General features: G+C 40.4%; 21 protein-coding genes. 8 read left to right on the forward strand and 13 right to left on the reverse strand.

Features of this window, described 5'->3' with window-relative positions:
• Positions 1-34: 34 nt before the first annotated feature.
• The 11 genes from QM738_RS16030 to QM738_RS16080 form a co-directional block, all read right to left on the reverse strand.
• Positions 35-3,373 carry a glycoside hydrolase family 2 TIM barrel-domain containing protein gene (locus tag QM738_RS16030; protein ID WP_462277739.1) on the reverse strand — a complete coding sequence of 1,113 codons (3,339 nt, stop codon included), beginning with the start codon at positions 3,371-3,373 and terminating at the stop codon, positions 35-37.
• Complete coding sequence (locus QM738_RS16035) at positions 3,357-4,634, reverse strand: bile acid:sodium symporter family protein (RefSeq protein ID WP_462277740.1); 1,278 nt, start codon at positions 4,632-4,634, stop codon at positions 3,357-3,359. The genes QM738_RS16030 and QM738_RS16035 overlap by 17 nt, the downstream gene beginning before the upstream one ends.
• Before the next feature lie 28 nt (positions 4,635-4,662).
• A complete protein-coding gene (locus QM738_RS16040) occupies positions 4,663-5,328 on the reverse strand; it encodes an aspartate/glutamate racemase family protein (RefSeq protein ID WP_462277741.1) in 666 nt (221 codons plus the stop codon).
• Between the two features lie 187 nt (positions 5,329-5,515).
• Positions 5,516-6,802, reverse strand: coding sequence for a four-carbon acid sugar kinase family protein (locus QM738_RS16045; RefSeq protein WP_462277742.1), 1,287 nt, complete (start codon positions 6,800-6,802; stop codon positions 5,516-5,518).
• A gap of 47 nt (positions 6,803-6,849) precedes the next feature.
• Complete coding sequence (locus tag QM738_RS16050; RefSeq protein ID WP_462277743.1) at positions 6,850-8,091, reverse strand: ribulose-bisphosphate carboxylase large subunit family protein; 1,242 nt, start codon at positions 8,089-8,091, stop codon at positions 6,850-6,852.
• Between the two features lie 53 nt (positions 8,092-8,144).
• Complete coding sequence (locus QM738_RS16055) at positions 8,145-10,154, reverse strand: aceric acid hydrolase (protein WP_462277744.1); 2,010 nt, start codon at positions 10,152-10,154, stop codon at positions 8,145-8,147.
• Between the two features lie 77 nt (positions 10,155-10,231).
• Positions 10,232-12,376, reverse strand: a complete 2,145-nt coding sequence (locus QM738_RS16060; RefSeq protein ID WP_462277745.1) for an alpha-L-rhamnosidase-related protein — start codon at positions 12,374-12,376, stop codon at positions 10,232-10,234.
• 132 nt (positions 12,377-12,508) lie between these two features.
• On the reverse strand, positions 12,509-14,098 hold the full coding sequence (locus QM738_RS16065) for a sodium:solute symporter family transporter (protein ID WP_462277746.1): 1,590 nt from the start codon (positions 14,096-14,098) through the stop codon (positions 12,509-12,511).
• 22 nt (positions 14,099-14,120) lie between these two features.
• Positions 14,121-14,489: a four helix bundle protein gene (locus QM738_RS16070; RefSeq protein ID WP_462277747.1), complete on the reverse strand. Its 369-nt coding sequence runs from the start codon at positions 14,487-14,489 to the stop codon at positions 14,121-14,123.
• Between the two features lie 38 nt (positions 14,490-14,527).
• A complete protein-coding gene (locus QM738_RS16075) occupies positions 14,528-15,658 on the reverse strand; it encodes a Gfo/Idh/MocA family protein (protein WP_462277748.1) in 1,131 nt (376 codons plus the stop codon).
• 58 nt (positions 15,659-15,716) lie between these two features.
• Positions 15,717-18,227 carry an L-rhamnose mutarotase gene (locus QM738_RS16080; RefSeq protein WP_462277749.1) on the reverse strand — a complete coding sequence of 837 codons (2,511 nt, stop codon included), beginning with the start codon at positions 18,225-18,227 and terminating at the stop codon, positions 15,717-15,719.
• 569 nt (positions 18,228-18,796) lie between these two features.
• Here QM738_RS16080 and QM738_RS16085 point away from each other — a divergent pair.
• From QM738_RS16085 to QM738_RS16095, 3 genes are all read left to right on the forward strand, one after another.
• Entirely contained in the window at positions 18,797-19,294 is a 498-nt protein-coding gene (locus QM738_RS16085; RefSeq protein ID WP_462277750.1) for a hypothetical protein, read from the forward strand.
• Positions 19,254-20,471 carry a P-loop ATPase, Sll1717 family gene (locus QM738_RS16090; protein ID WP_462277751.1) on the forward strand — a complete coding sequence of 406 codons (1,218 nt, stop codon included), beginning with the start codon at positions 19,254-19,256 and terminating at the stop codon, positions 20,469-20,471. Before QM738_RS16085 ends, QM738_RS16090 begins: the two co-directional genes overlap by 41 nt.
• A 91-nt stretch (positions 20,472-20,562) precedes the next feature.
• Entirely contained in the window at positions 20,563-21,981 is a 1,419-nt protein-coding gene (locus QM738_RS16095; protein ID WP_462277752.1) for a KAP family P-loop NTPase fold protein, read from the forward strand.
• 65 nt (positions 21,982-22,046) lie between these two features.
• Here QM738_RS16095 and QM738_RS16100 read toward each other — a convergent pair whose 3' ends face one another.
• Entirely contained in the window at positions 22,047-22,127 is an 81-nt protein-coding gene (locus tag QM738_RS16100) for a hypothetical protein (RefSeq protein WP_462278197.1), read from the reverse strand.
• On the reverse strand, positions 22,124-22,258 hold the full coding sequence (locus tag QM738_RS16105; RefSeq protein ID WP_462277753.1) for a hypothetical protein: 135 nt from the start codon (positions 22,256-22,258) through the stop codon (positions 22,124-22,126). The genes QM738_RS16100 and QM738_RS16105 overlap by 4 nt, the downstream gene beginning before the upstream one ends.
• A 264-nt stretch (positions 22,259-22,522) precedes the next feature.
• Between QM738_RS16105 and QM738_RS16110 the strand changes: the two genes are divergently transcribed.
• The 5 genes from QM738_RS16110 to QM738_RS16130 all read left to right on the forward strand — a co-directional run bounded on the left by QM738_RS16110 (position 22,523) and on the right by QM738_RS16130 (position 25,875).
• Complete coding sequence (locus QM738_RS16110) at positions 22,523-23,140, forward strand: hypothetical protein (protein ID WP_462277754.1); 618 nt, start codon at positions 22,523-22,525, stop codon at positions 23,138-23,140.
• 18 nt (positions 23,141-23,158) lie between these two features.
• Positions 23,159-23,926, forward strand: a complete 768-nt coding sequence (locus QM738_RS16115; protein WP_462277755.1) for a hypothetical protein — start codon at positions 23,159-23,161, stop codon at positions 23,924-23,926.
• Positions 23,927-24,224: 298 nt separating this feature from the next.
• Positions 24,225-24,671, forward strand: coding sequence for a hypothetical protein (locus QM738_RS16120; RefSeq protein WP_462277756.1), 447 nt, complete (start codon positions 24,225-24,227; stop codon positions 24,669-24,671).
• 25 nt (positions 24,672-24,696) lie between these two features.
• Entirely contained in the window at positions 24,697-24,954 is a 258-nt protein-coding gene (locus tag QM738_RS16125) for a hypothetical protein (protein WP_462277757.1), read from the forward strand.
• Positions 24,955-25,281: 327 nt separating this feature from the next.
• Positions 25,282-25,875, forward strand: a complete 594-nt coding sequence (locus QM738_RS16130) for a hypothetical protein (RefSeq protein ID WP_462277758.1) — start codon at positions 25,282-25,284, stop codon at positions 25,873-25,875.
• Positions 25,876-25,932 lie beyond the last annotated feature (57 nt).

The raw sequence follows: 25,932 nt of genomic DNA on the forward strand, positions 1-25,932 counted from the left end.
CTTCATGACACTTCCTGCCTTCGTGTCTTGGTGGTTAAAATTTAATTTCCTTCGCTCTTTCAGCAGCTCTTTTTTCTTTTGCATTATAAGGAACAAAATAAAATGTATAATGATAGTCTTTTGCTTTTACCTGGTATTTTTCCAATGGCGCAGCCACATCACTCCAGCTATCGTTGCCACCTACGCCCATTTGTACCAGGTCAATATTCAATGTTATAAATCCTGCATCCACCAGCTTATTGGTATGTTTTGCATCCTGTATATTCTCTTCGGTATAAGGCCATGCATTCATGCTGAGTAAACTATCGCCCACTACCAGCAGTCCGTCTTTAAACCGGTCGCCTAAAAACATCCAGCGTACATCGGTACGATTACCATTCTCCTGCGGCACCACGTAGTTCTCCATAAATTGCTCCATCGGCAATTTGTACACGCCCTCATCCGCTCCATAATTCTTGTCAATATAATTTTCCATATGCCCCTTACCAAACCATTCAATAGTAGCATATCTTCTTTCAATGCCCATTTGTGCACCCACTTTAGGCATATTCGGTAGCCCTGGCTTTACCTTTAAAGTATACTCTGCTTTTATCACACCTTCATTGCTGATAGCATAGCTCATTTTTACATTGGCGCTGTCATTGATCAAACTGTACATACAGTTAACAATTACACGGTCTGCTTTTTTATCAACAGTTGTATTTACCAGCTTAATATCATTATTATACCACTGTTTCAATTTACGTTGTGGTTTCCATCCCCGCTTATCATTATCTGTTAATGGCCTGGTAAAATGCGGCAGCAAAGTTTGCTTTATTTGTTCCTCACCATTATACACATAAGAATTCAGTCCTCCTTTTTGCTCTTTACTAAACCCTATCGTAAAACCATTGCCTGATACAGTCAATTTATTTTTTTCGTTATTCACTGTAAGCTGTGCCGGCGGTAAAACTATTTTTTGTGGTTGTGCTTTTTGCAACTGCAATTGCTCCGACGCAATATCAAAACCTTCACCAGCCCAGGCAACATCTTTTTTAAGATCGAACAAAAGATCGACATGATATTCCGCATCCGGTTTCAGCTCCGGCAGGTATTCGCCAATGCTGATCACAGAATCTTTGCCCGCTGCTATTGAAAGCGAAGGCAGTTCTTTGGTAAGCACCACATAACCATCTTCTTTTATCAGCAATACAATATTATATGCGTTCGTATTTTTTACCGCACTGCTGTTGCTAATACGTAACATTCTCTTCTCCTGGTTGGCCCAACTGCAATGTATGGTTTGAAAAACTTTCCGGCATTCATTCATTACACCCTTCACTGTACCGTCGGCATTCACAATACCCTTGATGGTAAAATTGTCAAAATATTTTTCACCGAAATCGCCGCCATAAGCGTAGTACTCAACACCGGCAGAATCTTTTTTTAACAAAGCCTGGTCTTTGAATTCCCAGATACAACCACCAATGATACGGGGTGTACTCTTCCACTGATCCCAGAAATCTTTGATATTGCCACCACTGTTACCCATGGCATGTGCGTATTCGCAAAAGAAGATCGGGCGGTGATCACCATTAGGTTGATTGGCCAATAGCGGTGCTGTATAATCGGATGGATACATGCGGCTGATCATATCTACATAATATTGATCCAGCGGGTTCTGAATGCGGTGCGAATGATCATTACTTTTTAAATACCTCGGGTCAGAAGGATCGATATATCCATCTTCTTTCGGTGAACCCATCGCCGGTTCGTAATGCAAAGGCCTTGTAATATCAAAATCATGTATCCAGCCTGCCATAGCTGCATGGTTGGGACCACTGCCTGCTTCATTGCCCAGGCTCCAGAAAATAATGGAAGGATGGTTTTTATCCCGCAATGCCATACGGCTGATGCGTTCCAGGTAAGCGCCGGTCCAGGAAGGATCATGATCAAGCTTGCCACCCAGCCCATGCGTTTCTAAATTCGCTTCATCTATCACCATGATACCAAACTCATCGCAAAGGTCCAGCAGATAAGGATCGCTGGGGTAATGGCTTAAGCGGATGCAGTTGAAATTATATTGCTTGATCGTGGTAACATCTCTTAAAATAATTTCTCTCGTCAGTGCCTTTCCTTTTACAGGATCATGGTCGGGACGGTTAACACCATATAAATACGTGAGCCTGCCATTGATGAGCAACTTGCTGTCGCTCTTCCTGAATTCAATAGAACGGAAACCGAGTTTACAGGTTTTTACTTCAACGATATTTCCAATGCTGTCTTCCAGCGTCAATACCAGCTTGTATAAATTCGGTTCTTCGGTACTCCATTTTTTTGGATTGCTGATCTTTGTTTCCAGTAAGCCAAATTTTACCTGGTCCAGCCGCGGGTGTATCTCGTTGATGATATCATCCACCGGTTTTTGCAAAGGCTTTGCCAATACAGGCTGATCATTTTCATCATACAATTGCGCTTTCAGTTGATAACCCGGCATGGCTTTGCCCGTTAAATTCTCCATGCGGGGCCGTATGCTCAGTGTAGCGTCTTTATACTCTTTATCCAGTCTAGTCTGATAAAAAAAATCAGCGATACGCAGTTTAGGCTCCGCCAGTAAATACACTTCCCGGTGAATACCGCTCATCCGCCACTGGTCCTGGTCTTCCAAAAAACTGCCATCACTCCAGCGTATAACCCACACCGATATAACGTTCTCGCCATCCTGCAGATAAGGCGTGATATTGAATTCACTCGGTAAAAAACTATCTTCTGCATAACCGGTAAACTTACCGTTGATCCATAATTTGTAAGCAGAACTCACGCCACCAAAATGCAGGGTGATGTTTTTATTCTTCCAGTCTGCCGGAACGCTGAATGACCGTTGATAGCAACCCACACCATTATAGTCCTTCGGCACATACGGCGGGTTCACCGGGCGAAAAGGATATACGGCGCTTTTATAAATTGGTTTATCATAACCTTCCATTTCCCAGTTAGAGGGAACGTTAATCTTCTTCCATCCATTTACTTTTGTTTTATAAAAATCAGCAGGCTCATCACCAGGTTTTAAAGCAAAAGAAAAATCCCACTCACCATTCAGCGATATATATCTTCTGCTGCTGTCCCGGTTATTTTTTAATGCAGCCTGTACGGTAGCGTAGGAATATGCCGTTGCCCTCGACGCATCCCGGTTGATACCACTCACCAATGGATCTTCATAAGGCTCTCTGTTATAAATGGAAGGCGCTACAGGAACTGCAGCCGGTGTCTTATCTACCAATTGCGAAAAGGCGGGAACCACCAAGCCACTAAGAATACTAAGTAACACAAATACCCTTCGTGCCCCTCCGTGCCTTCGTGTCTTCGTGGTTCTTATACTATTTTGTTTCATCATTTTTTTTATCATTATCAACCGGTCGTTTTCTCCAGTAATTAGCTAAAATACTACCGCTGATATTCATCCAGGGACTGAACACTGCCGGCGCCAAACCTACTGTACCCAGTTTACCCATGCTGCCCGCAATGCCACTGGCCATACCACCGTTCTGCAAACCTACTTCAAAAGCGATGGTCCTGCTGGAATTTTTATCAATACCAAACAGGCGGCTGAGCCAGTAGCCAAAAAAATAGCCTGCGGTATTGTGTATCACCGAAGCCACAAATAACAGCAGTCCCACTTTCAACAGGTTATCACGCCCGGCTGCCGTGGTAACGGTGGTAAAATAAATAATACCACACATCGATATCAATGGCATTATTTGATCCAGTGCAGGAAATTTTTTATGCAGCCAGTTGTACTGCACACCGGCAATAATTGCACCCGCAAAAAAGCCCGACAGGTTGATGGATTGCAGCACAGCCGCATCACTGATATTTTTTTGCAGGAAGATCACCATACAGGCGATCCAGGCTGCTGCAAGTACTGCTATGATATAAATATTTCTTTTTTGTACCGTTGTTGCCCGTTTTAAATAGTCGTGCAATAAAGCTGCCCCAATCGGCACCAGCACGATCTTTACGATCTCCAGCATCATGTCCACAAATTTTATCTGTATCAGTGTACCGGCAAATGTCTTCATCAGCAAAGGAGTGAGCAAAGGCGCCATTAGTGTAGCCATGGCTGTTACTATCACGCTCAATACCAGGTTGGCTTTTGCTAAATACACCATTACATTACTGGCCAGCCCGCTGCTGCAGCTGCCTATTAAAATAATACCTGCAGCTATCTCCGGTTCAAAATGAAATATCTTTGTCAGCAGCAAACCCATCAGCGGCATTACGGAAAAATGGCAGAACAATCCTACCAGCACACCCTTACCGGTTGATGCAATACCTTTAAAATCTTTCAGGCTCATGTGTGTACCCATGCCAAACATCACCAGCTGAATGATCACCAGTATCAAGGTTTTATCCCGCAGGTTAATACTGCCCCAGTTCTTAAATGCTTCCGGATAGATCATGCCCGCCACCACGGCACTCACGATCCATGCGGTATATTGATACCCCTTCAGCGAGGGAACAGCTGCCAACCCCAATGCAAAACAAACGGCCGTTGCCAACGCCAATGGTTTATATAAAGTTGACTGTTGCAATACAACAGTCACCACCAATGCCAGCGCCAGCAAACCCGACAAGTATAAAAAAGATTTTTTCATATAGTTGTGTAGTACAGCCCTACAGCAATTAAGCCAGTAGCAATTCTTTCAAATATTCCACTGCAATTACCGGGCTCGCCAGTATCGGCACTTTTTTTTCTTCCGCTGTTAATGTATCCACCACCCTTGCCATGCTCGCCTGCGCCAGTACGATCACATCCACTTCTGCTGATAATTGTTTCAACGCATCGCCTACTTTTTTATCATGCGTAGCCGCATCTCCACTCATCAGTGCATCAAATGCACCTTCGCATAACACCGCTTTCAATTCAATTTCTTTATTAGCAACAATGGCCCTTCTTCTTACTAGGTCGCTGGTTGGCTCCAGTGTGGTGGATAAGGTTGCGATCACCCCGATCTTTTTCCCGGTTTGCACTGCCTTATCAGCCATCGGTTGATCCACCCGCAACACCGGCACACCGGTCAATGCAGCCGCAGCCTCTACCGCAGGGCCAATAGAAGAGCAGGTGAATAAAATATAATCCGCACCCGCTTCTTCCGCAGAGCCTGCATAGTTCACCACACGTCTTGATGTCGAAGCAGTCAGCTCACCGCATGCGATCGTATTCTTAATCAAACTGTCATCCACAATATTGAATGTTTTAACACCCGGCAGATATTTATTGCAGAGTTCAGCAAATACCGGCACCAGCGTTGCAGATGTGTGTACCAGTCCTAATGTTTTTTGTGACATATTCTTATTGTATATTTTTATGTTTTACAAACACACCAAACGTTCCTACGGAACGAAACCCCTCCCACATTCCTTTGCTACCTACGAGATGTCCCTACGGGACAAAATACAACCGGTTAATTTGTATCTTGCACAGCCAAATTTCTCACGACTCACGACTCACGACTCACGACTCACGACTCACGACTCACGACTCGCCATTCAGCAACACCTCAAAATAATTCTCACTCCCTACCTGCCCACCTTTAAAATTCACTTCAATTCCATGCATGTATTTATTATCAGAAATTGCTTTACATAATGGCGCACCAATGATGATCGGCGCTATCATTTCTACCGCCTCTATTTCCATCGCCCTTGCAGCATAACTGCTCGTGTCTCCACCTGCAACTACAATTCTTTTTACCAATGAGCCTTCTGCTGCTTTCTTTGCAATAGTCCCCAACGCAGTACCCAGCTTTTCAGAAGAGAGATTATCCGTTTGTTTTTCCCCTGTATGAACGATCACATTTTTTTGTTGCTGCAATAATGCATTAACATTTTTAAACACCGCTTCTTCAACTATACCGTCATTACAAATTTTCACCGCATCAATGATCACTTCCTCAAACCCATTCGCCTTTGCATAAGCGATCTGTGCAGCCGTTACAGGCGAACAGCTTCCGGATATCACCAGCAAAGGATGCACTTTCCCAGGTGCTTTCCATTCATCAACAGGTTGCAGCAATTGTTTTTCATTCCAGTATTTTCCCAATGCCATTTCTACTGACGAACCACCAACAGAAAATAAAATATTGTCTTTCCGCTGCAGCTCCATCCATTCACCCGCTTTCAATAAATGCGCTTCATTCAAAGCATCCAGCAAAACCACTTGCTCCTCCCAACAAATATCCGTTGCTGCTTTTTTCAGTTCAATGATATCGATCAGCCCTATCTTTTTATCCGTTTGCTTTCCTAAATGTAAACGCAGGTCGCTTTCATCAGCAGGCGTAACAGGATGTTTGCTCATCGAAGGATGTCTGTCCAAACGATAGATCTTTCCTTCGCTGCCGATACCCATCTTCGCAAATAAATTTCCGAATACACAAAAACGGCCCAATGCCGGCATACCACCAAGTACAGGAATTGTTTTATTATTAAATACCGTGGCACCGCAATCAATTGCTTTACCTATACTGCCAATTACTGGTGAAGAATCAAATGTGGAACATACTTTATAATGTACATGCCCGGCACCGGTTACTTTCATCTTTTCAAAAGCATCCAGTAAAATACCTTCCATTTCTTTGGGTGGCAGCGAACGTGTTTTACCCGCCACGCCATAAGCATCCAGGTCAGGATATTTTTTTAATTGCTCCGTTGTGGGTGGTTCAATAAATAATATTGCTTTAGCCCCCGCACGGCAAATAAATTCCAGCGCATCCGTGCTGCCCGTAAAATCATCGCCGTAAAAAGCTAACAGTATTTTTTGCATCGCAAATAAGATCCATTTAAATCCGTTTGATCAGTGTCATCCGTGTTCTACTTCCCGAATTTCTTTACCGATCTATTAAATTCCGGGTACATCCTCGCTGCTTCCTCCAATGTCATCCCATCCACTGCACCCTTCCATGCCTGCTGCAAAGCCATCACGCCGGCCGCAGCGCCCATCGGGTGCGCCATGATGCCGCCACCGGCCATGTACAACAGGTCCACCGTTTTTGTTCTTGCATAAGTTTCAAAAGCCTGCCCGCCCCATTGCCCCGATGATACCACCGGCAATACTTTTTTATGATCGAACAACGGCGTTAAACAGGCTTCAATCGAACGCACCACACTGTCATCACTCTCCCAGAATTTATTTTTGATACCATTAACATGCAATTGATCTACACCTGCCAGCCGCCATATTTTTTGATAGGCCCTGAAATCTATTCCTAATAAAGGATGCCTTGTAAGCATACCCCAGCCATTGCGGTGTGCATGAATAGCCAGTTGTTTTTGATCGCATATTTTTTTAGCAGCCGATAATCCAACACTGTTAATGCTGATCATTGCACAGGTACCACCACTGTTCACAATTTTTTCATACCGTGCTTTCATTTCATCAATTTCGCCGCTGATATTAAAAGCAAACATCACTTTCTTACCCGTCTTATCCGCATGCGTATTGATCACTTTCATCACTGCATCCACACGGTCATTAAAAGAACTATTGGCAGAAGAAGATAATAGCTCATCATCTTTTACAAAATCAATTCCCGCTTCGGCCAGCGTTTTTACAATAGCGGCAGTTTGATCAACTGATAAACCAATGGATGGTTTAATAATGGTGCCGATCAATGGCCTGTCGCTTACACCGGTTAATTTTCTGCAGCCCTCAATACCAAAAGCAGGGCCGCTGTACTGTGTACCAAAAGATGCCGGCAATTCAATATCCATTAATTTCAATCCCGTGAATTGCGTGATCTCGTACAAATTACCCTGCAGAGTGGAAACCATCACGGGTAAATTGTACCCGAAGTTTTCAATACTCCAGGAAACTTTTACTATCGCTCGATGATATTTACCATCCTTACTGGTTGCTCCGGGTATGGCAGGTTCTGTAACTGTTTCCAGCATTTCCACACTTTCCACCCTCGCTGCAAAGCGTTGCTTCAGTTCTTCCGTTTCTCCCGGCACTGCTACAAAAGTGCCCGACGATTGTTCGCCTGCCAACACCTGTGCCGCCTGCTCCGGTGCATAAGGCGTTTCAATAAAATAGTTTGCTATTATCCGTTCCATATCCAGTTTTACAAATACTAATAAACAAATTAACCAATCAACTAATTAACCAATTAACGCATTAAATCCATCCACACCGTCATATCCGTCTGCCCCCTGTTGGCCCATGCATAGTAAGGGATCAGTTTTAATTTTACAGGCTTAGTCGTTGTGTTCAGTTCTTTATACAAAGTATTTTTCCAGCTCTTATCTGCAGCAATCCTTGCTTCCCCAGTTAAAGCCATCACATTACCAATATCGATCTTCATTGGCACTGGTTGTAATTTTATTGAAGCAGGAACAATTACATCAAAAACATTTTCATTCGGCAGATCAGCAGATTCCAGGCAATACACAACAGGCCCACGTTTTACCGCCACCTGGTTCTTTGTTTCTTCCACCATGGGGTTGCTTTCCAAAAGTGTCACCGGCATATTCAGTTCCAGTTCTATTTTATCACCCGCTTTCCATTGCCTGCCGGCGATCACATAACCCTGTTCCATATCCCTCACTTTAGGAGAACTGTTATTGATCTTTAAAGTATAACCCTTGCACCAACCCGGTATCCTTAAAAAAATATTTTCCGCTTTCGCAGTTGCTTCTTTTATGGTCACAGTGATCTTTCCATCCCAGGGATAATTGGTCGTCTGCTCAATTTTTATTTTCTGCCCGTCGTGCAATTCCGTATTCAACACATTCCCACCATACAAATTAATATACAAACCCTTTTCACCAATGCTGTACATATAATCACTCACTTCCGCAATAGTGCGGATGGTATTCGGCGGGCAGCAATTACTCTTGCTGATATATTTTTGCCTGCCACCGCTCCATCTCAGGTCGTAAGGATAAGCTGCAGAAGCCGCCAGCGGGTTGGTATAAAAGAATTTATTCCCATCTATACTGATGCCGCTCAGCACACTGTTATACAATTCCAGTTCCACCACATCCGCATATTTCGATTCGCCTGTAAGCTGCAGCATACGCCAGTTCCACAGCACATTGCCAATATTAGCACAGGTTTCATTATGCGCTGTTTTATTCGGCAACTGGTAATCCTTGCCATAAGCCTGTTGTATCTTTTGTATCGAATCGGGTTTATAAGAGATCCCTTCCTGCGACAAACCATCATACAAAGCGCCACAGCCGCCGGTAACATACATTTTATGATTCACCACATCATCCCACATCAAATTCAATGTATGCAATAAACTTTCATCACCAGTTTCTGCATACAGATCAGCAGCGCCTGCAAATAAATAATTCGCCCTTACAGCATGGCCATTCACCGTGGTCATTTTCCTGAAAGGCAAACGGTCGCTGTTATCATCACTGCCTTCCGTTTCGCCCCGCAGATCGATAAGTTTGTTTACCAGCGCTAAATATTTTTTATCCCCGGTGGCACGGTACAATTCTGTTAAGCCCATATAATGCGAGGGACATATAGCATTCCTTGCCTGCTCCGGCGTAGCGGTATTATAAAAACCAATTAAAAAATCAGCCGCCTTTTTAGCCACATTCAGTAAAGTGGTTTTGCCCGTTGCCCGGTAATGCACACAGGCCGCCGTCATCAAATGCCCGAAATTATAGGCTTCAAAACTCAGCTTATCATCAAACATTTTCGTTTGCCCGCTTTTCTTTTGTTCAATAATGGCCTTGGTATAAATATAACCATCATCTTTCTGCGCCTTTGCTATCACAGCAATAGCTTCGTCCATCATCGCATCCAGTTTTTTATCCTGGGTAGATGCGTACAAAGCAGCCACTGCTTCCAGCGTTTTATAAAAATCACCATCATGAAATGAAGGACCACGGAACTTCCCCGTATCCAGCCCCGCCGCTATCCGGAAGTTTTGAAAAGAATAACAAAAGTCCTTACTGGTATACGTTGCCCACAAATGCGGCACCATCGAATCTCTGCACACTTCAAAGCGCTCCGCCCAAAAACCTTTGGTCCATTGCACATCACTCATACCCACGCTGTTCAGCTTTGCATGCGGGCTCTGCATCGTATTGGTCAGCCCATTCTGCGCCAACACTCCCTGCGACAACAAAACATTTATTATGATCAAGTATTTCTTCATGCAATTTTTTTTCACCATTAAGACATTAAAGGATTAAGAGTAGTTAAGCTTAACTATCCTTAACTTCTTAATGTTTATTACTTATATGCAACAACATAACTCTTACCCTTCTCGATCACCAATTCATAATTCCCATTGCCCTTATCAGCTATCACGCCCTCCTTACACACTGGTTTGTTTTTGCTTTTAAACAACAGCGTACCTGTACCACAAGCACCGGTGATCTTAATTTCTTTAACACTCATATATACATCAATATCACCATCCGGTGTAGGCACTTTGCCCTGCATCCATTGCAGGCCGCCCAATTGCGGTTGCACAGTATACGTTTCATAACCCGGCTTAGTGGGGATCACACCCAAATAATATTTTCCCAATAAATAAATAGGGCTGGCACCCCAGGCATGGCACAGGCTCTTGCCAAATTTTCTGCCATACATCGCCAAATGCTCTGCACCCTTCTTATCAGGATTGTACTCCTCCCAAAAACTGGTGGCGCCTAAATTCAGCATACCACCCCAATACGATTTCATCTGGTTCAGCACATACGGTTGTTCTCCCATGGCGCACAACGCTTCCAGTTCATAAAAGCGCATATACGGTGTAGTTATCTTTTGTATAGAATCATTCAGCAGCACATGTTGCTTCACGGCCTGCTTTTGCCCCTCGGTAAAATAATTAAAAAAGATACCAAACATATTGGCATAGCGGGTAACATTTTCCGTTTGTTTACCATCCACACGGCTGTGCACCAGCGCCTGCTTCTGATCGTTCCAGTACAGCGAAAAAACCTTTTGCTTAATATCCGCCGCCAGTTTTTTATACGCCTCCGCATTATTCTTATCATTGGCAATATCCGCACACAACGACATGGTTTCCAAACTTCTTGCAAACAGCATTTGCTCAAAACTTATCTCCCCCTTCTTGCTCAATCCCGCTGCCCAGTCAATAAAGGTCCAGTCGCCGGATAAGCCTTCCATTAAGCCGTTCTTATCGCGTCGGCTCAAACAATAATCCATCATCGACTGCATGCGGGGATAGAACTGCTCAATGAACTTTTTATCTCCCGTGTACAAATAATAATCATACACACTGATGAACCAGTAAAAAGTATAATCGAGTATGGTATTGATATGCGCCGTGACAGGGTCCTTGCCCCGCAGCGCCATCATCGTCCTGGTAACAGTGGGATTATCGAAGTAAGAATAATAATTCATCAAATAACTCTGGTACGCATCACCACTCCATACCCAGCGGTCACGTTTAATACCATCAATAAAAAATTCCCGGGTGTTCAACTCCAGAGTATATTTTGATATATCATAGATCTTATTGATCAATGTATCGGAACAGGTAAAAGCGCCTCTTTGTTTTACATCCGCATATTCATACAGCATGCTCACATCATCAAACGAAACCGATCCTTCTTCCCGAACAATGTTCACATATCGAAAAGCTTTTGATAAAGGCATCACAGAATCTTTCGCTTCTTTTTGATTAATGAATAACCTGTCCAGCGTCATAGCATCCGTTTCGCTCAATGCTTCTTCTTTGCTTTCACCATAATAGATAACCAGGTCGCCAATACCTTTAAGGTTATGCAGTTTTAAAAAGCCAAAAGTTTCTTTTCCAAAATCTACAAGTGTTGAATTCTTGTTTACCGTTTTACTTACTGCAGCAATAAGCCTGGTAGGTAATTTAAATTTAGAAGGCGGCTGCGCAGGATCATTAAAATTCCAGCTGCCGGCATTCAGCCATTTGGTGGCAGAAATATCCGATGTCTTGCCGCTTTCATCTATCCATTCTTTGTCTTCAAAAGTAACCAACCAGCTATTATCACTCACAATGGTTTTTCCCTGCACAAAAATGGCGGGGGCGCTCGCTTCGTTCCACACTTTTACATTGATCTTGTGTTTGCCTGCGGGCACATATAATTGGTGCACCCAACTTTCAACTGCCTGTCCATCCAGCTTCAGGTTAAAAGTTCCTTCGGCATGTACCGTGATCGTTTCCGGTTCTTTCAGATCTACTATTGTATGAAAATCCATCAGCACATAATGCGCATCCATCTTCCAGAAGGGTGGAAAAAATGTATTGCGGTCTGTTCTCCGGTTCTGCATCTTATTGGCCAGGTCAATTTCAAAATCCCCGGGATACCATATCCACGTAGCTTTTTGTGCAAATGCAAACTGTCCCAGTAAAATTGAAAGCAATAATAGCAAGAGGGGTCTTTTTACCGCTGAGAAAAAGAGAAAAGGAGTTTTCCCTGAGTATCTCTGCGAAAACTCATGTCTCTCCTGTTCTCTGCGGTTGTCATTACAACCTTTGATAATAAAAGTTATTCTGTTCATAGATTAATGTCCATTAAAAATGATATATAAAGCAGCGATCACCAAACCCAGTAAAGCAAATAATATTTTTACCTGCTTACTTGTTTTCGGCAGTTCACCTTCTTCAATTGTTGCCTTTACTTTATTCCTGTCCACCAGCGATATCACCACCGCCAGTACAAACAATAAAGCAAACAAATAAAACGATACTAAAAAATAATGCGGCCACCAGGTATTCTCGCCCGTATCCTTATTCGGTGGCAATATCCATAAGTTCAAGGCCCCTGTAAAAAGGCTGATAGCCGAACCAACTGATAAAATAAAATTCACTGCCAGCTTAGTGGTACCTTTCCAGAACACACTCAGCAAAAAAGTAACGGCCAGCGGTGGCGCCAAATAACCCAGTATCGATTGAAAAATATCAAACAGCGTTTTGCCCTTCACGTTATCCAACGCAATGGCCATCAGCACCGCCAGCACACAACCGCCGATCACCACCATACGGCCTACATTTACCTGCTGCTTTACCGTAGCATTTTTATTGATGTTGTTTACATAAATATCTTTAGTGAACACCGTACTCAACGCATTCAAAGAAGAACCGATCGTAGCCACCAGCACCGCTATCAATACACAAATCACCAAACCATTCAGCCCCGCCGGAAATAAATTCGTCACCATCGTCATATACGCCAGCTTATCATCGCCGATATTAGGGAACAACACAAAGCAAATGATCCCCGGCAAAATAAACATCGGCAACGCCAGCACCTTCAGCCAGCCAATAAAATTAATACCCAGTTGCCCTTGTTTTAAATTTCGTGCCCCCAATACACTCTGCACCATACTTTGATCGGTACAAAAAAACGCCACCGCCGAAACAGGATAGCCCAGCAATATCGCCTGCCAGGGATAAGATGGATCTGAGGCAGGTTTGGTCAAATTCCAGAAATGCCCCGGCGTTTTAGCAGCCAGCCCACTCAGCCCGCCAATTTTTTCCAGGCCTAAATAGGTCAGCGTAAGCGACACAATGATCAGCAATATCATCTGGAACACATTCACCTTTGCAATTGCCTTCAATCCGCCCATGTATGTAAACAAACCCGAAAAAGCCACCAGCACAATAGTTGATTGCCACATGGGTATCCCTAATATCTGCCGCACCAAAATACCACCGCTGAACAAACCCAGCGATAGCCAGCTGATCAATATTTTTATCAACGCGTAACCCGCCAAAATATCCTGCGTGCTCTTACCATAACGTTTACCCATATACTCCGGCATCGTACTCACCTTACTGGCAATATACCGCGGTGCAAACACCATGGCCAGCAGTAATAAAAAAACAAAGGCATACCATTCAAAATTGCCGCCCACAATACCTGCCGTGTACCCGATACTGGCAAACGCCAACAATGATGAAGGCCCCACATTGGTACCCCACATATTAAAACCGATATTGTACCAGTTCAATGAATTCTGCGCTAAAAAAAGTGTCTCGTCTTTCTTTTTATTCCTGAAACTGGCAATATATCCTATCACCAATAACGCAACAAGGTATATTGCAACAATTGCAAAATCAAGCGTAGTGAGTTTATCGTAAATCTTATTCAAATTATAAATTATGAATGATGAGTTATGAGTTTTTACGTTTATTTTTAAGGGTTAAGATGCTGCTGCGTATCATTTTTAATAACTCCACTGCATCACCGTAAAGCGAATCGAATTCCTTTGTCGTCAAAAGGCCAATAGAACTTAATATTTCAAGCCAGTACAATGTTTCGTCTGCTTCCTTTTGTGCTATTGCCAGCTTATGAATAAAATCGGCAGCACTCTCCGCATTATTGGCCTCTCTTATATTGGCACCAACTGAAGTTCCGCATCTAAGTAATTGTTTACTTAAAACATATTCCTTTTTTAATTCAGTAAGATGTTTATACAACTTTGCAATTCTTACCGCAAACGCAAAAGACTTATCTTTTAAAACATTTTTTCTTTCACTCATAATTCATCATTCATAGTTCATAGTTCATCATTCATAATTCATAACTCCAAATTAAATTCCCTCAATACCTCTTTCACCTTCACCGGCATCCCCGTTTCCAAACTCTTATCCATCGCCTGCAGCAAAGCCACGGTACCAATACCTTCCTTCAGGTCAGGATAGGCCGTAAAGCCCTGCTCAATACTATCTACAAAATATTCAATGTAATTCTGGTATTCGCCCGCATGATGGCTCTGCCCTTCAAAACGGAAATAATATTTTAAAGTAGCATCCCCCCAGTGAATGATCTTTTCTTCACCTTCCTTAGTTGTTACCGCATACCGCAGTTCATGATAATCCGCCTGCGAAGCGCCCTGCGTGCCCCGGAGGATACAGGTCATACCACTATCCCGCTTTACCGGTTGCGTAGGGCTGGTATAAGTGCCGCTCACTCTGGCAATACGGCCATCGGTGGCTTTAAAAATAAAATGCATGGTGTCTTCATTCTTCAATCCCGCATTTTTACCATTACTGCTGATCATCCCGTAGCCCATCACTTCTTCAATATCCGGTAAATAATATCGTATAAAATCCACCGGGTGGCTCAAGCCACCATACAACCATTTAAACGATTTTTCCAAAGCCCATTTCTTTTCTAAAAACCAGCGGTGATCGGCATTATAATGGCTTTCAATGGTGATCAGGTCGCCGATCACACCGGCCTCAAAATCTTTGCGCTGCCTTTTATACGGCTCAAAAAAACGGGAGCTTTGTCCTACAAAAATTTTCTTGCCCGTCTTTTTTTGTAAATCAATTAATTCCTTGGCCTTGCTTAAGTCATCAATAAAAGGCTTGGTACAGATCACATGTTTATCGTGCAGCAAAGCCTGCTTAATATGCTCCGCATGCAAATGATCGGGCGTATAAATAGCAATGATGTCGATCTCTTTATCATCCAGCATTTCCTGGTAATTAGTAGTATAATCATACATCTTAAATTCATCTGCCCGCTGCACACACAATTCCTTATTGGCATCGCAGATCATTTTAAGATGCACTTTATTACTTTGTATGGCGGCAGACATGGTACTGCGGCCCTCACCCAATCCTAAAATTCCGATGTTCAAAACAGAACCCCTGTCCCCTAAAGGGGAACTTAATTTTGAAGTTGCTACTTTTTTCTCTGCCATTTTTCTAATTATAAAGTCATAAATAATTACGCCATCTTCGCTTCGATCAGCCCCCCCCCTAGGGGGCTAGGGGGCTTAAAAACACCCAACTTTCCCCTTTCTTCGTCCCCTCAATCCCTTCTTGATATTTCGCCATCATCTTATTCCACTCCACCACCCTCGGATTACCCTCCATCGTCTTCGGATTTAGTTTATCCAGGCTCTCCCCCTTCGGTATACTGATCACCAACACCAGCTGCCTGCCATTCCTAAAAATCAATAATTGCTGAAAACTCGCATTACAAAAACCCTTCGACAACTCCGGCCATTTTTCAAACTGCGTGGCATGATAGTTCAGATACTCATCCTGCATTTTTTTATCTGCCACCAAATTGCAGGTAAGTAAAATATGGTCCCACTCCTTCGCTACATTTTTATCATCACAACGGCTGCGGTTAAATTCGTAAAACATATCTGCATACCATTTCACTTCCGCCTGCGGAAAAGCGGCCTGCAGTTTTCCTTTAAAAGCCAACGCGTCTTTCAGTTTATCAAATATCACATAGTGGTTTTTCCATTGGTACACAGCAGTCGTATCCATTTTGTTCTCCCGCAAAAAAGCCTGCAGTTTTTTTACATCCAAAGTATCACCCGCTTTGGTGATCAGCTCAATCACTTCACTATGCTCGGTATTGATAGGTAAATAATGCGGCGCAGTTTTTTCTGCGGCTAAAAATTGAAAGTTGCTTTGCAGCCCTGCATTTAGTTTGATCTTTTCCTTAACCATCGGCCCGTTGTTGATCCATTGATTGCCGGGGCCATTAGCATTCTGCAAATATTTTTGCGAAGGCGTCCAGTTATCCTTCACCGTAAAATAAGAGGAGCCTTCATCCGTATACAGGTAAAACCAATGCGAAGGCAAATGCGCATAAGGCGCTTTGTAAATACTGTCCACATAATTCTCAACAATCCAGGAGTTGGGTTGCGCACTCAAAGTATAAATACCGGCGCAATCGTAATTATGCTTACCGTAATGATGTACTTTATTGGCCACAATAAAATTATTCTTCATGGCATTGGCCGTGGGGCTCCAGCCCCAGCCCATGCTGATGCCCGTGTACGACACATTCTCTACTTCATTATGTTCAACAATAGAGTTTTTCGTGTACCCCAGCCCGATACCCACACAACTCCAGTCCTCATTAGCCGCATCGGTAATAAGGTTATTACTGATCAGCAATTTATCGCACACTTCCCTTGTATCTTTCGGGTTATAAGGCAAATGAATTTCGGTGGCCGCATCGGCAAACACACCGGCCAGCAAAGCCGTACCGCCAATATCTTTAAAAAGATTTCCTTTAATGCGGTTATCCTGCACGCCGGTATTATAATCCAGGCCGGTGCTGGCCAGGTGTTCAAAGCGGCAATTTTCAAAATGAATGTTGTTGGCAAAATTAATTTCCACCGCGGCAGCCGGGCGGCCGATCCATGCCTGGTTCTCCAGTGTTTTTTTATCAGGCGTGCCTGCCGGTTTAAGTTTGTAAGCCTCCGTCATATACATGCCTGCCTGGTGCGGCACATGGCCCTGCTGGCCCGGGCGCAGCCAGCCGGTATACATAAACGCAATGCCGTTAAAGCTGATATTGCTTACCGGAGCATCTGCCGAACCCTGCACCTGCACCAGTGTTTCCAAAAGCGGCGCCACCACGTTGGCGGTGGACAGATCTTCATTGCTGCGGGGCCAGTAATAAATTTTATGTGCATCCATATCCAGGTACCATTCGCCCGGCTCATCTAAAAAAGCAATATCGTTGGTTAAATAAAAAGCGGAGTTGCCGGTTTCTTTATTGATCCACGGTGCAGGCCAGGGATGTTCGTTTTGTATCTTACTCTCCGGCTGCATAAAAAAAAGTTTGGTGCTGTCGCCATGCATCTCCATTTTTTTAATGCGCAGCACCGCAATGGCCCACCATTGATGGATGAACATTTCAACGGTATTATTGCCGGCCAGTAAGGGAAGCCGGGTACCCCGCACCCAGCAGGCCGCATCCTTTTTATCCCAGCTTACAATGCGGTCCATGCTATCACCAGCCGTATTTTTTGCCCGGGTGGCCTTAACACCATTCACCCACAGTTGGCGAAAAGCCAGCTGCCTAATTTCGCCCATGGCGAGCGCCGGTACAGATGCCTCCCATACATTGCCAATAACTTTGGCATTCATCCCTGCCACACCCTTGGTCTTTTTCCAGTTAGTAATGTTGATGCCGCCGCTCAGAATGGGTTGCTCGCCCGGCGCGGCCTGTATAGTGGTGGGGCCATCGGCCGTGCCCGCATCTTCTGGTCTTATGTACAGGGGTTCAAATAAATTGTAAATGCCGCCACTTAGAATGATGCGTATAGTCTCAGTCTCGCCTTTGGCGAGAAGCCGCCGCAGCTCCCTGGCTTTGCGCAGTGCAGCCGCCACGGTGGCCAGTGGTGCATTTTTACTACCATCATTAATATCGCTACCATTGGGGGCCACGTAAATATCCGCCGCCCATGCAGTAAGGTTTAATAGCAATGCCAGCAGGCACAGGGGCAATCGTTTCATTAGCGCTTGTAATTAGTAATATCCTGCTAAAAATTACGCTCAAATTACCCCTGTTTATCAAGCAGAACAAGGTAGGGTATTACTGAAATGATGGAAGATTTTACTACCCTGAGCGGAGCCGAAGGGAAAGGGGCTATAGCCGGGCATAGTCGAGATAGGACAATTTGCTACAATTGAAAAAGGGAAACCGTAATTCAGAGAAATCCAGCTTTCTAACTTGCTGCGTAAACTGAAAATAATTATAGATATTTTGAATATCAAGTTGAATTAATATCTTTAGAAACCTAATAAATCTCTTGTATTAAATGGACTAATGATTTTTTTTATCCGCTTAAAAAATCCATAGTAAAAATAGTGAGAGTTGATTAGCATAAGTGCTTCAAAAATTCAATATTGAAATTGAGATAATCATTTATTCACTTCTACTTGTAAACAATTCAAGACACATTGTTTTAATGAGTATGAACTGTAATTATTTATTTAAATCACTTCGTAATGACTAAAAGAAAATAATATAAGTCAATATTAAAGCCGTTTAAAGGATGGTCTAAAGACATAATTATAAAAAAATGAAAAAGAAAAAGAGAGTTAAAAATTTACAAATTGAAAAACAAAAACCAGTCATAAAGATAAAGTCAGATATAGTAGTGGGTTCTCCCGATGCCGAAACTGATAATATTTTAGGCGATGTATTCATAGATAATGGATCATTTGATGCTTTAATCAATATGAATAACCCTAAATGTATTATTATCGGTAGGACAGGAACAGGAAAATCTGCCTTAATAAAACGGCTAAATGAGTCTGAAGAATATGTTAAGGTAATTGATCCAGAAAGGATGTCGTTATCATTTCTTTCAAATTCTACAATACTTACATATTTAAGATCAGAAGGTGTTAATTTAAATTTCTTTTATAAATTACTTTGGAAACATGTTTTTATTGTTGAAATTATAAAGCTATATTTAAGTGAAAGTGAATCTAAAAAAACAAGTTTTTTTCAAAAGCTCTGGGAAGCTGTATCCAATGGCTCAAAAAGGAGATATTGTAAAAAAGAAAGCCATTGACTACGCTAAAACATGGTCTGATGAATTTTGGTTAAAAACTGAATATAGAATTAAGTCCATTGAATCAGATTTAGAGGCAAAAATTGTAAATGAACTTGGAATTGAATTTCAGGCTGTCAAATCTGGCACAAATATATCTGTAGCCGCAGCAGAAAAAACAATAATAGATGTAAAAACTAAAGCAGAAAATATAATTAGTCAATTACAAGCAAATGATTTGACAACGTTGATTAATATTTTAAGCGAGAATATTTTCAACAACACTCAACGAAAATTTTTTATCGTAATTGATGACCTTGACAAAGAGTGGGTTTCGAGACAACTTGTGTATGATTTAATTGCTTCTATGGTTGAAGTAATCAAGGAATTTCAGCATAAATTTAAAGGGGTAAAAGTGATCATTTCGTTGAGAGAAAATTTACAGATGAAAGTCTTTAGCGGCACCGTTAATCGAGGAGGGCAACGTGAAAAATTTTCTCCTTTATTCTTGGATATGAAATGGAGTATGCAAGAATTAAGAAAAATGATTGATCTAAGAATCCAAAATACCACAAATAAAGAATTAAAATTAGATACACTTTTCGAAAAGAAAAATCAAACTAAATCTATTCTAGATTATATTCTCGAAAGAACGTTTCTACGTCCGAGAGACGTAATTTCTTTTTTTAATAAGATATTCGAGAACGCAATTCAAAGAGACACCATTTCCCTATCAATTGTTAAGCAGGCTGAATTGAAATATTCTATCGAACGCTTAAATGCGATAGAAGATGAATGGAGTGAAAATTATGGTGAGATCGCAAGGATAACAAATTTTTTAAACGGTATTCACGACGGATTTAATTTAAGAAATATAAAAGATGACTCTTTTGCTGAATTATTGATAGAACAAGATTTTATAAATCACTTTAAAGGGGAACTTTATGAAGCATGTTTCAAATGGAAAAATGCAAAAAGCGATAATATTAATTTTCGAGCATTCCTATCTGAACTACTTGAGATATTATATAGATTAGGTATAATTGGTATTAAAAGAAAAGCAAACACTCCTATAGAATTTTACTATAATGAACTTTCCCCATGCTCAAAATCTGATTTTCTTAGCGATGTAAAAATTTATGTCCACAAGGCCTTCCATTCCGTATTTAGGATTAATCACAAAGAAATTGGAGAATAAGAGAAAGTAAAAAAGCAAGTACATTAAAATATAAAACATATACCCCATTTTGAGATCACTTAGAAAGTAAAAAATTCTAAATTGATAATTTATGAAAATAAAACACTACGAAATAGAAATTCCTTCCAATCAACCATTTTCCAACTGCAGGCTACATAGAGAACAATATGCCAAAGTTCTTACGCAAATAGTTAAAAGCTATTCAGATGGTTTTGTTTTAGCTATTAATAATGAATGGGGAACAGGAAAAACTACTTTTGTGAAAATGTGGCAGCAGCAATTAATTAATGAGAATTTTCAGACAATCTATTTTAATGCCTGGGAAAATGATTTCAACAATAATCCGCTAGTAGCCATAATATCCGAATTAAAAACTCTAACCAAAGGAAAAATTAAAATTGAAAGCGCTTTTAAGTCTGTACTTGAGAAAGGAGCTGTATTAACAAAAGAAGTGGCGCCAGTCCTATTGAAATCACTAGTCAAAAAATACCTCATCGACACAGAAGTTATTACTGACGCAATTGAAAATACGACGAAAGCTGCAACAGAAATATTAGAAAAAGAGATAAAAGAATACTCCGATAAGAAAAAGACCATAACAGAATTCAGGCAAGAATTGGAGAAATTTATTGAGAAAAGGGAAAACAGCCAGCCCCTTGTTTTCATTATTGACGAGCTAGATAGATGCAGACCAAACTATGCAGTTGAGACTCTCGAGCAATTAAAACATTTCTTTTCCGTAAATGGGATTATATTTGTTTTATCAATAGATAAAAAGCATTTAGCCAGTTCAGTAAAAGGATTTTATGGTAGCAATGAGATTAATGCAGAAGAATATTTAAGACGCTTTATTGATTTGGAATATTCTATCCCCAAACCCTCCAACAAACAATTTTGCAAATATTTGTTTGATTATTTTTCACTCGACGATTTTTTCTATTCTCAAGAGAGAAGAAAAATTAATGATTTTCGAAATGACGCCCAATTATTATTAGAAATGTCGGAATTATTATTCGATAAAACTTATGTCACATTAAGACAACAAGAAAAAATATTTGGCCAGACTAGGTTAGTTTTAAACTCTTTTCGTTATAATCAGTACACTTTCTCTTTCTTACTTTTTATTTTAATTTACTTAAAAACAATTCAAAATGAGCTCTACCAAAAAATAGAAGATAACATTCTTACAATTCAGCAACTATATGATGAAATTACTAACGTTATACCAATTGGCGTTAGAAATGAGTATGGATTCAATACAATAACCACCGTTGCATTATTATTGCATTTCTATAATAATAATAGAGAGTCTCAAAATAGGTTTAAACTCTTGAATCATACAAATGATGGAATAACTACTCCAATTAAAGTTAAACTAGGAGGACATGTTGATAGCAATGAACTTGCTAGGGCATTTAACAATATTGAGCAACAAAGTAATTTTAGCAATATAAGTTTAAAATATTTGATAAATAAAATAAATCTAACTGAATCCGTCATTCTAAGCTAGGAATAATCATTTTTATTCGCCTCTATTTTTTCATAAAAGAACCTTATATCTCCTAGTTGCTACACCTACCCCAAATCCACCAGCTTCCCCAACCCCACTTCCAGCGCCTCCGCAATCTCCAGCAAAGTAAAAAGGGTGGGGTTCACTTTACCGTTTTCCAGTTTTCAATCGCCTGCCGGCCTTTACTGCATGCCCGGGCCAGGTCACTTTGGCACCAGCCTTTTTGCTCCCGGAGTTGTGCGATCCGCTTGCCATTGAGTTTTTTAATTGATCCCACCTGCTTAGTTTGGCACCACAAACTAAAAAATCATTGCAGGTATTTTAAATACCAAATTGAAATAATATCTTTAATTACCTGATTAAGCCCTTGCGCATTGTGAGTGAGGATAGCGGAGCTTTGGTTTTACTATTGTCATTAACGCAATAAACAATACGAAATGTAGAATAACAAACAATTGATTTTCAATATTACATTTTGACAATACAGAAATAGGATATCGGATATTTATGTGTTGGCAACAACCTTTACCAACCAAGCATCATGACAACTAACAAGCCAGAAACTGAACCTAAAGTTTTTATTATCGAGAGTCTTGAATTTGAAGATGAAGACAAAAATTATTTTGAAGGTGGGATAATTTCAGAAATCTTACGTCTTAGCGAAATTGAAACTAAGTATTATTATGTAAGGACTAAAAAAGAGTTTAAAAAAGTGCTTAGTTTCTTTAAAGAAAGTAATTATCGTTATTTACACATTTCCTGTCATGGTGGCGACAATTCTATTTGGACAACTTTCGATGAGATTAATAATGATAAATTGGGTCTTTTACTTAAAGACCTTCTTTATAAAAAAAGACTTTTTCTTTCTGCATGTTCAGTAGTGAATGAAGAAATTGCTAAAAGCATCATTCCATCAAGTCAATGCAATTCAATTATAGGCCCTAAAAATAACATCGCCTTTAGAGATTCAGCAATAATGTGGGCAGCATTTTATCATTTAATGTTTAATGATGACCAGGACGATTCTATAGTCATGTCAAGAGCAAAACTTTTAAAAAATTTGCAAAAAATCGTTAACACATTTGAGCAGCCGCTTGAATATTTTTCAATTAGCAAAAGTAAGGGTATTAAGAATAGTCTAATAAAGCCAAAGCAATAATTCATTAACAATAAATCGATGGGACAAATAAAAAAAATATTTATTATTCAATCTTTAAAGACAACAGATATTTTGAAATCAGGTGAAGAACTTAATAAAAAGCTATCTACAAAAATCCCAACTGACTTTAAAAATTTAGAAACTAATATTGAGCTTCTTGAACAAATTGACAAAATTAAAGATGATATAACTCTATCGAAGGACACTTACGTCATACATTTTGATTGTCATGGAAATGAAGATGGTATTGGGCTCTTTGACAGGAAGGATAATTTGACTTTTATAAAATGGGAAGACCTTAGAGACAAGTTTAGAGAAATTTATTTAGCAACAAAACGAAAACCAATTATTAGCTTTTCAAGTTGCGAAGGACTTAACGTAGTTAAATTAATAGCAGAATTCAAACCTTGTCCTTACTATTTGATTACAGGCTCATTTAGGAAAATTGGATTTCTAGATAGCGTTAACGGTTACGATGTATTTTACGAATACATCGATAATGGAGAAAGTGCTGACAAAGCAATGGAAGTTACAAGACAGAGGTACCCGAAACTTGAATTTGCCGCATTTACAACAGAAAGACTTGTAGAAATTGGCTGGAACGGCTATTTTAATACTCAACTTACACAAGCAAAAGTAAAAGAACGTAAAGCAGATATTATTTCCCAAATAATTGACATTAAAGGTTCAGTTAGTAAAGAAGAAATAGCGTTTATTGATAAAGGCCTTTCAAAAGAATCTGCAGAAGAAGACCATAAACGCTATATAAAAATCTTCTTTTCATAATGACCAAGGCTGCTGCTAACATTGGGTTTTATGCAAGTTGGGCTTGACCTTGTAACATCAGCTATTTGCAAATCCCAGCTGTAGTTCGAGCGGGACAAACACCTTTCAACTTTAGTTCTTAAATTCAACTTTATATTTTCAACCTACCGGCAGGCAGACAGGTCAGCAGCGGTTGTGTGCAGACGGAATACTAATTCCGAACCTGCATAAAGCCCTGCTCGTTAGTGGCAAGCAAAGCGACACCTCACAATATCTGAACATTCAAATAGACTCAATTTACCTAAAACTAAAAATAGATATGCCCTCATTACTAAAACAAGACTTAACCGAGCAAGACGTTTTATTTCTTATTGAAAAATCTATTGAAGAATCAATTGCAAATGCATCTGTAAAGCCATCCGATATGCAAGTAAGTTATATTAAAGATGTTGCAGCTTCTCTTGTTAAACCTTTTTTCGACCTTACACATTATCACATTCAAAATGATGGAAAAGTTGATGAGGGCATATACACTCAATTCTTTGTCGACAAATTTTATGTGTTTTTAAGCAGCGCTAAGGAAGCTTTACAAAAAACAAGACAAGAACGGTTAGCCTGGTTAATAATAACGTTTGCAATTTTAGCTCCATTTCGACAATTCCAAAGAGACGCTGAACAATTGCAGCAAGAGGATTTGATATTTGCTCTTAACAGATTGGAGTTAGATTTGTTAAAGATGATGAATGAAAGTCGAAAAATGCTTTGATTAGTAACCAGTACTGCTAAAAATCATGGGTGACACATCAAAATATGAAGATTATGAATTTGACGACTATTCTGCTGACGAGGCTTATAGGAAATATTTAAGGGACGCACCCAAGAGGCAATATGAGGAACATTTAAAAAAGTATCCGAAGCCGACTAAAAAGGACGATGAACAAAGTTTCGGTTGTCTTCTTTCTGGAATAGGTGTTATTATTTTTACAGCCGTATTAATCCTTATCATAGCGACAATAATCGGTCAAATAGCCAAAAACGGACATTTATAATAATTGCCATGCTGCTAACATTGGTATTTGCAAAAGCTGGGTGGACGGAAGCCGTGTTTCAACTTTTTGCTTTTCAATTTGGCTTCATATCGGGCTGGCCGTTACTAATTTAGTTATGTGCAAATCATCAACATTTATTTATAAATTTAGCTTCAGGTAGCCGGGGCGGACGGAAGATTATTTCTTCAACTTTAGTTCTTAATTTCATCAGCAGTTTTTCAACCAGCAGCGTTATCGGCAGACGGAATACTATTTCCCAAACTGCATAAAACCCTGCCTGTTGTGCGAAATTTTCTTGGCTTCTGTAAAAAAACTATCTTATAAAACATGCCTAAACCTGATTATCGAAAAGAAATAATTTTCAGCATTATTTTATTTGGGTCATTTTTTATTTCCTACATAAAACTCGGCCCCCTCTCAATATCAGGGTATGAAATTGCTGATAATGCTAAGAGCATTTTTGATTTTGGTAATTTATTGGATGCTAAAGTTTCTGATGAAGCAAAGATTTTTATTTACAAAGCCTACAGCCTTTATTTAATTCCGGTTCTTTCTGGTCTAACAATAATACTTGCGCTGTTAGACGTCAATCCAAAATTCACTGCTGCTTTATCTGGGCTATATGTGGTTGTAGCATTTACTTATTGCTTATTTACTTTCGACAAATTTTTGAACCTCGCAGGCATTGGGACATATATAGGCACAATTTCAGCCATCTTACTTTTAATATTCTCTCTCGCGTCTCCAGTTCAAAAGCAAAACTCAAACGTTATTCAAGGTGAAAAACCTATTTCAGATGAACCTAAGAATACCATTCAAAACGAACAAATAAATACAAAGGGGAAAATGTCTCTTCAAGAATGGAAAATTCAAAATCCAACTAAATCACTTAACGATTACTATAAAGAATTCGGGAGCTAAAATTTCGCACAACAAGGAGTTTACCACAACTAACTTTAACCCTTTCAATATGTAAAA

The sequence above is a fragment of the Ferruginibacter sp. genome (assembly GCF_049840995.1).
Classification (GTDB): domain Bacteria; phylum Bacteroidota; class Bacteroidia; order Chitinophagales; family Chitinophagaceae; genus Ferruginibacter.

Bases quoted from the DNA above. Each gene is read 5' to 3' on its own strand.
- QM738_RS16030 (WP_462277739.1), bottom strand. From the start codon at position 3,373: ATGATGAAACAAAATAGTATAAGAACCACGAAGACACGAAGGCACGGA.
- QM738_RS16035 (WP_462277740.1), bottom strand. From the start codon at position 4,634: ATGAAAAAATCTTTTTTATACTTGTCGGGTTTGCTGGCGCTGGCATTG.
- QM738_RS16040 (WP_462277741.1), bottom strand. From the start codon at position 5,328: ATGTCACAAAAAACATTAGGACTGGTACACACATCTGCAACGCTGGTG.
- QM738_RS16045 (WP_462277742.1), bottom strand. From the start codon at position 6,802: ATGCAAAAAATACTGTTAGCTTTTTACGGCGATGATTTTACGGGCAGC.
- QM738_RS16050 (WP_462277743.1), bottom strand. From the start codon at position 8,091: ATGGAACGGATAATAGCAAACTATTTTATTGAAACGCCTTATGCACCG.
- QM738_RS16055 (WP_462277744.1), bottom strand. From the start codon at position 10,154: ATGAAGAAATACTTGATCATAATAAATGTTTTGTTGTCGCAGGGAGTG.
- QM738_RS16070 (WP_462277747.1), bottom strand. From the start codon at position 14,489: ATGAGTGAAAGAAAAAATGTTTTAAAAGATAAGTCTTTTGCGTTTGCG.
- QM738_RS16075 (WP_462277748.1), bottom strand. From the start codon at position 15,658: ATGGCAGAGAAAAAAGTAGCAACTTCAAAATTAAGTTCCCCTTTAGGG.
- QM738_RS16080 (WP_462277749.1), bottom strand. From the start codon at position 18,227: ATGAAACGATTGCCCCTGTGCCTGCTGGCATTGCTATTAAACCTTACT.
- QM738_RS16085 (WP_462277750.1), top strand. From the start codon at position 18,797: ATGAAAAAGAAAAAGAGAGTTAAAAATTTACAAATTGAAAAACAAAAA.
- QM738_RS16090 (WP_462277751.1), top strand. From the start codon at position 19,254: ATGGCTCAAAAAGGAGATATTGTAAAAAAGAAAGCCATTGACTACGCT.
- QM738_RS16095 (WP_462277752.1), top strand. From the start codon at position 20,563: ATGAAAATAAAACACTACGAAATAGAAATTCCTTCCAATCAACCATTT.
- QM738_RS16110 (WP_462277754.1), top strand. From the start codon at position 22,523: ATGACAACTAACAAGCCAGAAACTGAACCTAAAGTTTTTATTATCGAG.
- QM738_RS16115 (WP_462277755.1), top strand. From the start codon at position 23,159: ATGGGACAAATAAAAAAAATATTTATTATTCAATCTTTAAAGACAACA.
- QM738_RS16120 (WP_462277756.1), top strand. From the start codon at position 24,225: ATGCCCTCATTACTAAAACAAGACTTAACCGAGCAAGACGTTTTATTT.
- QM738_RS16125 (WP_462277757.1), top strand. From the start codon at position 24,697: ATGGGTGACACATCAAAATATGAAGATTATGAATTTGACGACTATTCT.
- QM738_RS16130 (WP_462277758.1), top strand. From the start codon at position 25,282: ATGCCTAAACCTGATTATCGAAAAGAAATAATTTTCAGCATTATTTTA.